Source organism: Massilia sp. CT11-137 (genome assembly GCF_047302885.1).
In the GTDB taxonomy this organism is placed as follows: Bacteria; Pseudomonadota; Gammaproteobacteria; order Burkholderiales; family Burkholderiaceae_D; genus Telluria; species Telluria orientalis.
On sequence record NZ_JBKYMP010000002.1, the window covers coordinates 105,646 to 120,131 of the forward strand.

Below are 14,486 nucleotides of genomic sequence, written 5' to 3' on the forward strand. Positions count from 1 at the left end.
TTACTGCGATTTCAGCTGGATGGCGGGCGTGACCTGGCAGGCGCGCCAGGTCGGCAACAGGCCGGCGAGGACGGCGGCGCCGACCGACATCACGAAGGTCGCGATCAGCATCTCCCAGTCCATGTGGGCCACGGCGGCCGTCTGCTTGCCCTGCATGGAGATCAGGGCCAGCGCGCCGAACGCGAGGACGAGTCCCAGCACGCCGCCGACGAGGCCCACGACGCCGGTCTCGATGAGGAACTGGCGGAAGATGTCGGCACGCGAGGCGCCCAGCGCGCGGCGCACGCCGATCTCGGACGCGCGCACCGAGAATTTCGCCAGCAGCAGGCCGACGGTGTTCACGAGACACAGCACGAGGAAGCCGAACGCGAGCCACGTCTGCAGCTTGCTGTCCTTGCCGACGACCTTCGTGAACACGAGCCACTCGGGCACGTCGTACAGGCGGTTCACGGCGTTGCGCTTCAGGCGGCCCAGCTTGCGCTGGTCGGCCGCGTAGTTGTCGAGCCAGGCCTGCAGGTCGGCGCGGTCGCTCGCCGCCGCCGTTTCGAACCACACCGTGATCCACGTGCACTCCGATGCCAGGCGCGCGGCGAACCCGGCGCCCGGGTTGCCCGAGCAGCTCATGCTGCCGTTGTGCGTGACTTCGTGGCGGATCGACGTCGTGAACGGGATGAAGAATTCCTCGCCGGCGCCGTAGCGCACGCCGCCGTTCAGGCGATAGAAGCGCGGCAGCGGCATCCAGTTGTCGATCACGCCCACGACGGTGAACGGGAAGCCCATCAAGGTGACGCGCTGGCCGACCGGGTTGGCGTCGCCGTACAGTTTTTCGGCGATCTCGCGGCTGAGGACCACGACGTCGGCGCCGCGCGCCTCGTCCTGTTCGGTCCAGGCCTGGCCGTGGAGGAAGGGCACGTCGAACATGGCGAAGAAGTCGCGCGTGGGCGCAAGGCCGGACAGGTTGAACGGCTGGATGTCCGCGCGCGGCGGCTGGATCGGCGCGGCGACCCCGTACAGCGCCGTGCGGCGCACGCCCTGGCCGCCCTTGACGAGGTTGACGGCGTCCTTGTAGCTGATCTGGATGTCGTCCGGATCCTCGCCCGGCGTGTAGCCCTCGACCGGGCCGTTGTCGATCAGCGGCACGAACAGCCGGCTGCTCTTCTGCGGAATCGGGTCGCTCGACATCATGTGCAGGATCGTCAGCGTCGACACGCTGGCGGCCACGCCGACGGCCAGCGTCAGTACCATCAGCGCGGTGAGGGCAGGGTTGCGGCGCAGGCTGCGCACGCCAAGCCTGAAGTAATAGCCGAACATGGTGCGCTCCTTATGCGGTGACCGTGGCGGACTTCGTGTCGACCAGCGTCGGTGCGCGGCGCACGAGGTCCGACACCTGGCCGTCGATGATGTGCACGTTGCGCGTGGTGCGCACGGCCAGTTCCGGATCGTGCGTGACCATCAGGATCGTCGTGCCAGCCGCGTTGATTTCTTCCAGCAGTTCCATCACGCCGCGCGCCATCTGCGTATCGAGGTTGCCGGTCGGTTCGTCCGCCAGCAGCAGTTTCGGCGAGCCCGCGAGCGCGCGCGCGATGGCCACGCGCTGCTGCTGGCCGCCGGACAGCTCGGCCGGATAATGCTTCATGCGCGACGCCAGGCCCACCTTGGCCAGCGCGTCCTCGATGCGCTTCTTGCGCTCGGCCGCGTTGAAGCCGCGGTAGCGCAGCGGGACGTCGACATTGTCGTACAAATTCAGGTCGGGAATCAGGTTGAAACCCTGGAAGATGAAACCGAGCTTTTCGTTGCGCAGGCGCGAGCGGGCGTTGTCGTCCAGGCCCTTCACGTTGACGCCGTCGAGGATGTACTCGCCGGACGTGAATTCCTCGAGTAGGCCGGCGATGTTGAGGAAGCTCGTCTTGCCCGAGCCGGACGGGCCGGTCACGGTGACGAACTCGCCTTCGCGGACTTCGATCTCGAACCCGCGCAGCGCGTGCGTCTCGATCATGTGGGTGCGGTACACCTTGCTCAAATTGGTCATGCGCAGCATGGCTGTTCCTTTGGGTTGGGTTACTGATTGATCGAGATGCGTTGCGCGTTATTGAAGGCGTCGGTGCCGGCCACCACCACTTTGTCGCCCTGCTTCAGGCCCGACACGATTTCGACGGCCGACATGCTGGTGGCGCCCATGCGGATCGGCGTGCGCGTGGCGATCCCGTCGCGCACGACGTAGGCATAGCGTCCGCCCTCGCTCTCGACGAACGGGCCGCGCGCCACCATCAAGACGTTCGGCTTTTCTTCGATGAGCAGGCGCGCCGTCACGCGCTGGCTCTGGCGCAGGCCCTTCGGCTGCTCGCCGTCGAAGCGCACGCGCGCCAGCACCATGCTTTTCACGACTTCCGGCGACAGCGCCGACAGCTTGCCCGTCGCCGTGCCCGAGGGCAGCGTGACCTCGGCGTTCATGCCCAGGCCCAGGTCGGCCGCATACGTCTCCGGCACCTCGATCTCGACCTCGAGCTTCGACAGGTCGACGAGCGTCATCAGCGGCGCGTTCGCGGCGACGACCATGCGGTCCTGCACGTTCAGGGTGCCGATGAAACCGTCGACGGGCGCGCGCACGGTCAGCTCGTCGACGCGGCGCTGCGCTTCTTCCATCGACAGGCGCGCGCGTTCCAGGTCGTTCAGCTTCGTCTTGATCGCGAGCGCGACGTCCTCGCCTTCCAGCAGCGCGGCCTGCGAGGCGTGCTTCGCGCGGATCTGCGCGGACTGCACCGCGTCCTTCGCCTTCTGGTAATCGATCTTCGCGATGATGCCGAGCTGGCCCACGCTGTCGTAGCGCTCCAGGGTGCGCTGGGCGGACAGGCGGTCGATCTCGGCGGTGTCGGCCTCTTTCTGCGCCAGCAGCTTCTGCTTGCGCGACAGGATCTGCTGGCGCGCCACCTCGGCCTTCAGGCCTTCGTACGCGGACGTCTCGCGTTTCAGCACGTCCGCCAGGTCGGGCGATTCGAGCACGGCCAGCACTTGCCCCTTCTTGACGGTGTCGCCGGCCGCTACCTTCAGGTTGACGGTGGCGGGCGCCTTGGCATACAGCGTCGGGCTGACGGCGGCGACGACGCGGCCGTTGACGGAGGCGTCGCGCACGAGCGTGCCGCGCGTGACCTCGGCGATGCGCAGGCGCGACGCGCTGACGGACGCCTCGCTGCCGCGCCACGTCGACACGAGGCCGGCGCACAGTGCGGCCACCAGCACGGCGCTGCCGACCCAGAGCGCGCGGCGCTTCAGCTTGTGGCCCGGGGGCGGGGCGATGACGGCGTCTTGTTGGGATGTATCGCGGATCATGATGTGGACACGGGTTGTGGACAGTGCCTGTATTTGCATGATCCATGCCAGCCGCTAAGCCATTGATTTCATTGGCGTGGACAGCGGACACGGTGGCGTCCGCGACTGTCCGGGGGCAGTGTGGACGGACAGTGCGGACGGTCTTGATGTCCGGACAGATTCAGGGATTCGGGGTCAGAGCACATGTTCTGAAGTCGAGCCGTCGACTTGGCCGACATTGCCAGCCCATAGCGAGGTAAAAGACAGGCGTTGGCGAAGACGCCAAAAAATAATGTGCTCTGACCCCGAATTTGCTGACCCCGAATTTGGGAAATTTCCAAATATCGGGGTCTGACCCCGGTGGTCAGGCTGCGCGTCGTGACAGGTACGCGCGCCACCCGCCGAACACGCTGATGTCGGTGGCGCCCGCGATGGCGGCCGGCTCGCAGATGAAGCCCTTGACCCAGCCGCCGTCCGCCAGTTCGAGCGAGCCGATGCCCAGCGGCGCCGGGATCTCGGCCACGAATTCGCCGAAGCGGCGCAGCGGCAGTTCCCACACTTCGACCTCGATCGCCGCGCCGTCGCGGTCGACCCGCGCCAGGCCCGGCTTGGGCGGCGTCGTGCCCGGCAGCGCGTACAGGCGGTAGTGCGGCGCCGTGTGCGTGGCCGCCACCTTGCGCGCGCCCCGTTCCAGCAGCTGCCAGTTCAGCGGCTGGCCCGCCAGGTGCGCGCCGACGACCGCCACCTGCACCGTCGGTTCGGCGAACGGCAGCGGGTCGGCGGCCAGCGCAGCGGCCTCCGCGCCGCCCAGCAGCGCCGCGGCGGCCGTCGCGAGCAGGTGGTCGCTGCCGGTGGAGCCGATCAAGGTGACGCCGGCCGGCAGGCCGTCTGGCCGCGCCGCCCCCGGCACGGCCAGCGCGGCCATGTCGAAGAAGTTCACGAAGTTCGTGTAATACCCCAGTTGCGCATTCAGTTCCACCGGGCGTTCCAGCACGTCGGCGATGCGCGGCATGGTCGGCGTCGTGGGCACCAGCAGGAAGTCGTAGCCCGCGAGGCTGTCATCGGCCGCGCGGCGCAGCGCCGCCAGCCGGTACTGGCCCTTGAACGCATCCGTGGCGTCGTACTCCCTGGCCTGCTCGATGATGCCGGCCACCACCGGATGCGCGGCGTCCGGCTGCGCGTCGATGAACGCGCCGACGGCGGCGTGACGCTCCGCGACCCACGGGCCCTGGTACAGCAGGGCGGCGGCGTCGCGGAACGGCGTGTAGTCGACGGTGCCGAACGTGCAGCCGGGGAGGTCGCGCAGGCGCGCCAGGGTCGCCTCGAATGCGGCTTGCGCGGCCGCGTCGCCGAAGAATTCCAGCTGCGCGGGCACGGCGATGCGATAGCCGCGCCGGCGCACGCCCTGCGGTGCAATGCGGCGCGAATACGGGTCGAGCGCATCATACCCGGCCGCGGCCCGCACCACTTTCCACGCGTCGGCCACGTTGGCCGCGAACACGGAGACGCAGTCGAGCGTGCGGCACGCCGGCACCACGCCGCGCGTCGAGAGCAGCCCGCGCGTGGGCTTGAGGCCGACGATGCCGTTCAGGCCCGCCGGCACGCGGCCGGAGCCGGCCGTGTCCGTGCCGAGCGCGAAGCCGGCCATGCCCAGCGCGACGGCGACGGCGGAGCCGGAACTGGAGCCGCCCGACACATAGGCCGGATCGACCGCGTTGCGCACGGCGCCGTACGGCGAGCGCGTGCCGACGAGGCCCGTCGCGAACTGGTCCAGGTTCGTCTTCCCGACCAGCAGGGCGCCGGCCGCGACGAGTTTTTCCACCACCGGCGCGGATGCGTCCGGCACGTAGGCGTAGGTGGGGCAGGCGGCCGTGGTGGGCATGCCGGCCACGTCGATGTTGTCCTTGACGGCGAACGGGATGCCCAGCAGCGGCAGGCGCGCCAGCGCGGCGGCGCCTTCGGCCGCCAGCACGGCGTCGAGCGCGCGGGCCTGTGCGCGCAGCGCGGCGTCGTCCACGCGGCTGATCCAGATCTCGGGGCGGTCCGCGGCGGCGATGCGGGCCAGGACCTGCTCGATGCAGCGGCTGGGCGTCGATGCGCCGCCCAGGTAGCCGGCGTGGATGTCGGTGATCGTCATGGTGTCTCGCATAAGAGGGTCAGAAGGCGTAGCCGAGGGTGGCCAGCAGGCGGTTGCCCTGCTTGGCGCCGTAGCGGTTGTCGCCGCCGAGCAGGCCTTGCAGGCCCCAGGTAAAACCGGCGCCGAGCGGCTGCGTGAAGCCGACGGTCAGGTGACGCCAGCCGCCCGACGCCGGCGCGCCGCCCGCGAAGCAGCCGTTGACGATGAAGCTCGTGCCGGCCGCGCAGCGCGTGCCGGTCAGCGTGTCGACCGTGCCCAGGTAGCGGCCTTCCTTGTGGTACGTGTAGAAGCCGAGCGTGGCGGACAGGGTGATGTCGTGCGGGAGCGGCTGGCTCGCGGCCAGCGTCCAGTAGGTGTCGCCCCGGTTGCCCCAGACGACGTCCTTGAGCAGGGTCTGCGCCGTCACGCTGAACGGGCCGTAGCTGGCGCCCAGCTTGGTCTCGAATGCGTTCGCGTGCTCGCCGTTGACGTAGTAATAGCCCGTCAGGCCGACGGTGTAGCCGATGTCGCCCACCTTGCCGTTGTAGCCGCCGTAGACGTCGTTCTCGATCGATTTCTTGTGCTGGAAATCGGCGATGCCGCGGTCGGCATACGATTCGCCCAGGCGTTTGTACGAGTAGTTGATCTGCGACGCCCAGTAGCCGAGGAAGAAGCCGGACGGATCGTTCCAGTCCACGCCCCATTGCAGCGCGGGCTGGTCCGACTCGGGCGCGTCGGCGCCGGCGTTGCCCAGGCCCGGCAGGCCGGGGCCATAGGTCGAGCTGACGCCGCGCAGGATGTATTTGCTGACCAGGTCGACGTGGCCGGTGAACGCGGGCGCGTCGTCGGCCCAGGCGGCGCCGGAACACAGCAGGGTGGCAATGGCGAGGATGATCTTCTTGTCGTGCATGCGGGACTCCTTGTAGGGGATGGGTTGCGGATTCAGGATGCGGCCGTGAAGACGGCGATGCGCTGGCCGGCGGCGACGGGCTTGCCCTCGGCGACGAGCCATTCGTCCAGCACGCCGTCGGCGGTGGCGACGACGGGGATTTCCATCTTCATCGATTCGAAGATCGCCAGCGTCTCGCCCTCGCGCACGGCGGCGCCGGGCGGCACGACGATCTTCCACACGCTGCCGGGGACCACGGCGGACAGGTACTGGCTGCCGTCGGGCAGGTCGGCCAGCGCGCCCGCATCGAGCGTCGCTTCCTCGCTGACCCATTCGGCCTGGCCGCTCGTACGCCACCGTTCGCGCTCGGCCTCGAACGCGGCCTGCTGGCGCGTCTTGAACGCGGCGATGGCGTCCGCTTCGCGCGCCAGGAACGCGTTGTAGTCGGCCAGCGAGAACGTCGTTTCCTCGATGCGCACGTCGAAGCGGCCGAGCGGGAAGTCGCGCCGGTGCTCGAGCAGGCGGTCTTCCGTCACCTCGTAGAAGCGGATCTGGTCGAAGAAGCGCAGCAGCCACGGTTTGCCGTCGCGGAAGCTGGCCGTCTGGCGGTAGCGGTTCCACATCTGCACCGTGCGGCCGACGAACTGGTAGCCGCCCGGGCCTTCCATGCCGTACACGCACAGGTAGGCGCCGCCGATGCCGACCGCGTTTTCCGGCGTCCATGTGCGCGCCGGGTTGTACTTGGTCGTCACGAGGCGGTGGCGCGGATCGACGGGCGTAGCGACCGGCGCGCCCAGGTAGACGTCGCCCAGGCCCAGCACCATGTAGCTCGCCTTGAACACGACGTCGTACACGTCGCGGATCGAGTCCAGCCCGTTGATGCGGCGGATGAATTCGATGTTGCTGGGGCACCAGGGCGCGTCCGGGCGCACGGTCGTCTCGTACTTCTGGATCGCGAGGCGCGTCTGCGTGTCGTTCCAGGCGAGCGGCAGGTGCACGATGCGCGACGGGACCACCATGTCCTCCACGGGACCCTGCGCCGCCAGCAGCGCGCCGATCCGCTCCAGCAGGCGCGCGGCGCCCAGGCGGCGATGGTCGAAGTGGACCTGCAGCGAGCGGATGCCGGGCGTGAGGTCGACGACACCAGTCAGGCGTGCATCCTCCAGTGCGCACATCAGCGCATGGACGCGGAAGCGCAGGTCGATGTCCAGCGCGAGGTCGCCGAATTCCACCAGCAGGTAGTCGTCGCCGGCGCGGCGGAACACGACGCGCGTACCGTCCGGCAGCGCTGCTTCGCCCGCGATGGCCGGCTGGGCCAGGCCTTGCGGCGACGCTGGCGGTGTCCACACGGGCGCCGCGTCCGGCCGCTCGAACACGGCGTCCAGCGCCGCGCGCAGGGCCGCCGCCTCGTCGACGGACACGCGGTGGAAGCGCACCGTGTCGCCCGGTTTCAGCTGGCCCATCTTCCACAGGTCGCTCGACACGATCACGGCGGGGCACACGAAGCCGCCCAGGCTCGGGCCGTCCGGGCCGAGGATCACGGGCATGTCGCCGGTGAAGTCGATCGAGCCGATGGCATAGGCGTTGTCGTGGATGTTCGACGGGTGCAGGCCCGCTTCGCCGCCGTCCGTGCGTGCCCAGCGCGGTTTCGGGCCGACGAGGCGCAAGCCGGTGCGGCTGGAATTGAAGTGCACCTGCCAGTCCGTGCCGAAGAACGTGACGATGTCGTCGTCGGTGAAGAAGTCCGGTGCGCCGTGCGGGCCGTAGTGGACGGCGATGTCCCAGTGGTGCGCATAGGCCGGGATCGCGGCGGGTGCGAGTTCGCGCGTGAACGCCGGCACGGGCTTCAGCTTGAGCATGTCGCCCGCGCGCACGGCGCGGCCGCCGTGGCCGCCGAACTGGCCCAAGGTGAACGTGGCGCGGCTGCCGAGGTAGTCCGGCACGTCCAGGCCGCCCGCGAACGCGATGTACGCGCGCACGCCCGCGCCGCGCACGCCGGCGAAGCGCAAGGTTTCGCCGGCGGCGACGGCATGCGCGCGCCAGTTGGCGAGCTCGCGTTTGCCGTCCACTCCGGTGACGCTGGCCCCGAGGTCCGCGCCGGCCAGCGCGATCGTGCATGCGCAGTTGAAGCGCAAGGTCGCGCCCTGCAGGGTCATCTCCAGCGTGGGTGCGGCGATGTCGTTGCCGAGCAGGTGGTTCGCCACGCGGTGCGCGTAGGCGTCCATCGGCCCGGACGGCGGGATGCCGACGGCCCACAGGCCCAGGCGGCCCGGGTAGTCCTGCACCGTCGTCTGGATGCCGCCGTCCAGCACTTCCACGGTCTGCGGCGCGAAGTCCATCGCGGCCAGCATCTGCGTGATCTGGCGGCCGGCGACGAAATCGTCGTAGCGCAGGATGCGCGCGAGGTAGGCCAGGTTGGTTTCGATGCCGTCGATGCGCGACGTCTCGAGAGCGCGCACGAGCTGGTCGACGGACGCGGCCCGGTCGTCCGTCTTGACGATCAGCTTGGCCAGCAGCGGGTCATAGTAGGGACTGACGGTGACACCGCGCTCGACCCACGTGTCCACGCGCAGGCCGGGCGCGAAGTCGACGGCCGTCAGCACGCCGGAACACGGTTGAAAATTGCGCGCCGGGTCTTCGGCATACACGCGCAGCTGCATCGCGTGGCCGTGCGGCACCAGGGACGCCTGCTCCGGCAGCGTGAGTTCGCCGGCCGCCGCGCGGATCATCCATTCGACGAGGTCGACGCCGAACACTTCTTCCGTCACGCCGTGCTCCACCTGCAGGCGCGTGTTCACTTCGAGGAAGTAGAACGCGCCCGTGTCGGCGTCCAGCACGTATTCGACGGTGCCGGCCGACAGGTAGTCGATCGCTGCGCCCAGGCGCACGGCGGTGGCGGCCAGCGCGTGCCGCGTGCCGTCCGACAGGCCTGGCGCGGGCGTTTCCTCGATCACCTTCTGGTTGCGGCGCTGGACGGAGCAATCGCGCTCGCCCAGCGACACGACGTTGCCGCGGCCGTCGCCGAAGATCTGCACCTCCACGTGGCGCGCGCGCTGCACGAATTTTTCCAGGTAGATGCCGCTGTTCTTGAAGTTGTTCTCGGACAGGTGGCGCACGGACGCGTAGGCGCCGGCCAGTTCGTCGTCGTCGCGGCACAGGCGCATGCCGATGCCGCCGCCGCCAGCCGTACTTTTCAGCATGACGGGATAGCCGATGCGGCGCGCTTCCGCCAGCGCTTCCTCGACGCCGTCCAGCAGGCCGGTCCCCGGCAGCAGCGGCACGTCGGCCTTCTGCGCCAGTTCGCGCGCCGTGTGCTTCAGGCCGAAGTCGCGCATCTGCTGCGGCGTGGGGCCGATGAACACGATGCCGGCGGCGGCGCACGCTTCCGCGAAGCCCGCGTTCTCGCTCATGAAGCCGTAGCCGGGGTGGATCGCTTGCGCGCCCGTGTTACGCGCCGCCGCCAGCACACGCTCGGCCGACAGATAGCTGTCGCTGGCGGCGGCCGGGCCCACGCACACGGCTTCGTCGGCCAGGCGCACGTGCAGCGATTCGACGTCGGCCTCGGAATAGATGGCCACCGTCTTCATGCCGAGGCGGCGCGCGGTGCGGATCACGCGGCAGGCGATTTCGCCGCGGTTGGCGATCAGGATCTTGTCGAACATGGCGGTCTTTCAGGCGGAGGGGGAGGACCCCCAGATCACGAAGCGGACCGGGGTGGGGTTGTAGGCATTGCACGGGTTGTTCAGCTGCGGGCAGTTCGACACGAGCACCAGCACGTCCATCTCGGCGCGCAGCTCGACGTACTTGCCCGGCGCGGACAGGCCGTCCTCGAACGACAGGCCGCCTTGTGCCGTCACCGGCACGTTCATGAAGAAGTTCACGTTGGGGACGAGGTCGCGCTTGTCCATGCCGCTTATTTCAGCTCCATTTTTGGCGCGGGCGAGGGCCAGGAGATAGTTGTCGCGGCAGCTGTGCATGAATTTCTTTTGCAGCGCGTAGCGCACCGTGTTGCTCTCGGCCGCGCAGGCGCCGCCCAGCGTGTCGTGGCGGCCGCACGTGTCGGCCACGATGGACAGCATGGGCCGGCCGCGGTTCGAATACAGCACGGAGCCGGCGGACAGGTAGATGCCGCCCTGGCGCTGCAGCGTGTCGGTGACGCTGTAGCTTTCGGCCGTGTCGGCGGCGTTGTAGAAGATCGTGTCCACGGCCTGGTTGCCTTCCAGGTCGACGATGCGCAGCGTCTGGCCGCGTTTGACTTCGTGCAGCCACGGTTCGCCGGCCGGCAGGTCGTGGATGGCCAGGGCGGCGGCGGGATCGAGCGTGCTCTCGCGCAGGGTGTGCATGACGGTCTCCTCAGCGGTAAATCAGTTCGGTGTTATGAAAGCCGCGGCCGTTTTCGGCGCACGACAGGCGGCACGCATCGTCGGCGCCGGCCGGGCCGGAATCCCAGGCCACGATGGCGACCTTGCCCGGCGCGTACTCGGGGCGCGGGTCGAGCGGATGCGGCGCGGTCGACACGAGGACCAGCGTGTCCATCTCGAAGCGCAGTTCGACGAAGTCGCCGGGCTTTGCGTGGTGTTCGGCGAAGCGGAAACGCCCGTCGGCATCGACCGCCACCCTGGAAAACAGGTTCACGTTCGGCACGAGGTCGCGCAGGCCCAGGCCCCATTTGCCCATCTCGACGAGCAGGCTGTCCTTGCCGTTGCGGTGCATGGCGTTGCGGTGTTCCTGGTAGCGCTTGACGCCGTGGCGGCGGGCGATGCCTTCGGCGTCCGACAGGCCGCACAGCGGGTCGTGCCAGCCCACCGTGTCGCGCGGGATCGACGCGAGGATGCGGCCCATGTCCGAGTACAGCACGTGGCCCGCGGTGAGATGTGCCGTGTGCTGGGCCTTCAGCGTGTCCGGCACGTTCAGGCGCTCCATGCGTTCGTCGGCGCGGTACAGCAGCACGGCCGCGTTGGCGCCGGCTTCCATCGCGATGAAGCGCAGCGTGGTGCCGCGCCGTACGCGGTACGACCAGTGCGCGCCGCCGGGGAAGCGTTCGGTCCACAGCACGCGGGCCGGGTCCAGGTCCGGTGCCAGTTCGAGAGTGTGTTCGGTGAGGGTCATGGTGGCTCCGTCAGTCGTTAGTCTTGTGCTGTGCGGGTGAGTTTTTCGAGCTGTTCCAGGTCGGTCTTGACGCCGGACGTCTCGCGGATGCGGTTCAGGATCCGGCGCTTCAATGCCGAGAATTCGGGCGCGAGCTTCAGGTCCTGGTGGCGCCTGGCGCCGAACGGCACGTCGACGATCGAATCGATGCGGCCCGGCCGCGGCGCCATCACGACGACGCGCTCGCCCAGGTAGATCGCTTCCTCGACGTCGTGCGTGACGAACACGATGGTGGTCTTTTCCAGGTGGTGGACATGGCGGATCAGGTCGTGCATCACCTCGCGCGTCTGCGCGTCGAGCGCGCCGAACGGCTCGTCCATCAGCAGCACGTCCGGCCGCGCCATCAGCGCCCGCGCGATCGCCACGCGCTGCTGCATGCCGCCCGAGAGTTCGGCCGGATACGCATGCGCCACGTGGGCGAGGCCCATCAGGCCGATGAGGGCGTCGGCGCGGCCGGATGCGATTTCGACGTCGCTCGACGTGGCGGCGGCGTGGTGCCCGAGGCGGCGGCAGAAGCGGATGTTGTCCTTCACCGTCAGCCACGGATACAGGCTGTAGCTCTGGAAGACCATGGCGCGGTCGGCGCCCGGGCCGTCGACGTCGCGGCCGTTGCAGACGATGCTGCCTTGTCCGTATTCCTCCAGGCCGCAGATCGTGCGCAGCAGCGTCGACTTGCCGCAGCCGGACGCGCCGACGAGGGTCACGAATTCGCCGGCGGCGATGTCCAGGTCCACGTGCTGCAGCGCGAGCGTGCGCCGGGCGCCGCGGCCATAGTGTTTGTACAGGCCGCGTACGGTTATCTTGGGTGTCATGGTTCAGCCTCGCAGGTGATGCCAGGGAAAGCAGCGCTTGTGCAGCCAGCGGAACGCCTGGTCCGTGAGCAGGCCCACGAGGCCGATCAGCAGGATGCCGGCGAAGATCTTGTCGGTCTGCAGGAAGCGCTGCGCCTTCAGGATCGCGTAGCCCAGGCCCGAGTTCGCGGCCACCAGTTCGGCCACGACGAGGTACGTCCACGCCAGGCACATCGCGCCGCGCAGCGTCGTCAGGATCGCGGGACGGGCGGCCGGGATCAGCACGTACTTGATGATCTCCTCGTTGGTCGCGCCCATCGTGCGCGCCGCTTCGATCGGCGCGTCCGGCACGCGCGCCACGTCGGCGGCGACGAGCAGCAGCATCTGGAAGAACACGCCGACCCAGATCACGGCGACCTTCGCGCTTTCCTCGATGCCGACCCACAGCATGATCAGGGGGATGAACGCGACGGCCGGCAGGTAGCGGGTGAATTCCGTCAGCGGCTCGAGGAACGCGCGCACCGGCGCATACGTCCCGACCAGCACGCCGAGCGGCACGGCGACGAGGGCCGCGACGCAGAAGCCGCCCAGCACGCGGCCGATGCTGACGATGACGTCGCCCAGCAGGTCGCCGTCGCGGTACCACTCGCCCAGCTGGGCCAGCACCTGCCACGGCGGCGGCAGGAACACGGGATCGGCCCAGCCGTTCAGCGAGACGAGGATCCACACGGCGAGCGGCAGCACGAAGCCGGCGACGGCCAGCGCGAGCGCGCTGCGGCGGCGCAGGTCGCCGCGCACGTCCCAGGGGGAGCGGCGGTTGCGCGTGACCGCGCGATCGGGAGGGGACAGGTCGTCGCGCATGGCTTACTTCTTGAGGGCGTCGGCCAGCAGCGAGGCATCGATGCCGGCGGCGTAGTCGACCGGGCCGGCGACCAGCTTGTTCGTGCTGAGGAATTTGTGGATCTCGGGACCGGCCGCGACGAGCGACTGCGGTTTGCCGGCATCGAGCGCGGCCTGGTTGTCGGCGCGGTCGAAGAAGCGCGTGCCCGGCAGGAAGACCTTGTACTCGGCCGGCTTGATGCCGACGACTTTCGCCATGATCTGCACCGCTTCGTCCGGATGGTCGTGGATGAAGGCCTGCGTGTCGAACCACGCCTGGATCATGCCGACGAGGTCCTGGCGCTTGGTCTTGTCGCGCAGGGCCTTGCCGTGGGCGACGAGCAGGTCGGGGACGAGGCCCGGCATGTCGCGCGACGTGAACAGCGCGTGGCCCTTGCCGCTCGCCTGGATCTTGTTGACCCACGGGTTCCACACGACGGCGGCGTCCACGCGTCCCGCCACGAACGCGGCGGCCGCATCGCCGGCGGACAGGTTGACGACCTTGACGTCATTCATGCTCATGCCGTTGCGGGCCAGCGCCGTGGCCAGCACGAAATGCGAAATGCTGAACTGCTCGAGCGCCACCGTGCGGCCCTTCAGGTCCGCGAACGACTTGATCTTCGGGCCGACCATCAGCGCGTCGTTGCCGGCCGAGTTGTCGTTGACCAGCACGGCCTTCACGTCGACCTTCTTCGCCAGCGGCGTCATGGTGTCCGACCACGTCTGCGCATTGGCATCGAGCTGGCCCGCCGACAGCGCGGCGACGGAATCCGTGTAATTACCGAACCAGACCAGCTTGACGTTGGCGCCGTGCCGCTTGAAGAACCCCTTCTGGTCCGCGACGTACCAGGCCACCCAGCCCGGCCAGTCGGACAGGCCGACCTTGACCTCGGCGTGCGCGGGCCCGGCGGCCGACAGCGCCGCGCACAGGGCGAAGACCGTTGCGATGGAACTGCGAAGGATGCGGTGGTGCTGGAAGAAACGCATGATGGAGCTCCCGAAGTGGATAAAAACGAGAGGCAAGCGATTGCGGCGCAATCGTCCTCCCGGGCTTTTATCCCTCCGTGTAGCTCCTTGCCGCGGCGCGGCGGGGAACCGGCAGCTCTCGGACCAGCACCGCTCGCGCGGTCGGAACCCTAGCCACCTTGTCGAGATGTGCGCGATGCCGACATCGGCCCACCTCTCGTTGCAGGTTCAATTTGCAAGAACGGTGCCAGCCGGGTCCGGCCGGGCTTTGCCTGTGTGAGGGCCGCGGGCGCACGTTCGCGGCGCGCCGCAGTGGTGCGTCCATGCGCCGATCTGGTGCGTATTTCGCGCAGGCCGTGCGCCACGGCGGTAGACGCGGGCGGGCATCGAC

Annotated in this window: 11 protein-coding genes and 1 riboswitch; all 11 genes read right to left on the reverse strand. The window is 69.0% G+C overall.

Going from position 1 to position 14,486, the window contains the following annotated elements; genetic code table 11:
* A complete protein-coding gene (locus tag ACEN98_RS17175) occupies positions 1-1,311 on the reverse strand; it encodes an ABC transporter permease (RefSeq protein ID WP_413386077.1) in 1,311 nt (436 codons plus the stop codon).
* Between the two features lie 10 nt (positions 1,312-1,321).
* Positions 1,322-2,038, reverse strand: a complete 717-nt coding sequence (locus ACEN98_RS17180) for an ABC transporter ATP-binding protein (protein WP_413386078.1) — start codon at positions 2,036-2,038, stop codon at positions 1,322-1,324.
* Between the two features lie 20 nt (positions 2,039-2,058).
* Positions 2,059-3,366, reverse strand: a complete 1,308-nt coding sequence (locus ACEN98_RS17185; protein WP_413386079.1) for an efflux RND transporter periplasmic adaptor subunit — start codon at positions 3,364-3,366, stop codon at positions 2,059-2,061.
* Between the two features lie 304 nt (positions 3,367-3,670).
* On the reverse strand, positions 3,671-5,443 hold the full coding sequence (gene atzF, locus ACEN98_RS17190) for an allophanate hydrolase (protein WP_413386081.1): 1,773 nt from the start codon (positions 5,441-5,443) through the stop codon (positions 3,671-3,673).
* 19 nt (positions 5,444-5,462) lie between these two features.
* The gene (locus ACEN98_RS17195; RefSeq protein ID WP_413386082.1) at positions 5,463-6,332 is read right to left on the reverse strand and encodes a TorF family putative porin; all 870 of its coding nucleotides are present in this window, start codon (positions 6,330-6,332) and stop codon (positions 5,463-5,465) included.
* 32 nt (positions 6,333-6,364) lie between these two features.
* Entirely contained in the window at positions 6,365-9,973 is a 3,609-nt protein-coding gene (gene uca / locus ACEN98_RS17200) for an urea carboxylase (RefSeq protein WP_413386083.1), read from the reverse strand.
* Between the two features lie 9 nt (positions 9,974-9,982).
* Positions 9,983-10,654 (reverse strand): urea amidolyase associated protein UAAP2, encoded by a 672-nt coding sequence (locus ACEN98_RS17205; protein WP_413386084.1) that lies wholly within the window; start codon positions 10,652-10,654, stop codon positions 9,983-9,985.
* Between the two features lie 10 nt (positions 10,655-10,664).
* Positions 10,665-11,420: an urea amidolyase associated protein UAAP1 gene (locus ACEN98_RS17210; RefSeq protein WP_413386086.1), complete on the reverse strand. Its 756-nt coding sequence runs from the start codon at positions 11,418-11,420 to the stop codon at positions 10,665-10,667.
* A gap of 17 nt (positions 11,421-11,437) precedes the next feature.
* Complete coding sequence (locus ACEN98_RS17215) at positions 11,438-12,271, reverse strand: ABC transporter ATP-binding protein (protein ID WP_413386088.1); 834 nt, start codon at positions 12,269-12,271, stop codon at positions 11,438-11,440.
* A gap of 3 nt (positions 12,272-12,274) precedes the next feature.
* Entirely contained in the window at positions 12,275-13,111 is an 837-nt protein-coding gene (locus tag ACEN98_RS17220; RefSeq protein WP_413386090.1) for an ABC transporter permease, read from the reverse strand.
* A gap of 3 nt (positions 13,112-13,114) precedes the next feature.
* Positions 13,115-14,116 carry an ABC transporter substrate-binding protein gene (locus tag ACEN98_RS17225; protein ID WP_413386092.1) on the reverse strand — a complete coding sequence of 334 codons (1,002 nt, stop codon included), beginning with the start codon at positions 14,114-14,116 and terminating at the stop codon, positions 13,115-13,117.
* Positions 14,117-14,170: 54 nt separating this feature from the next.
* Positions 14,171-14,280, reverse strand: a riboswitch (guanidine-I (ykkC/yxkD leader).
* Positions 14,281-14,486 lie beyond the last annotated feature (206 nt).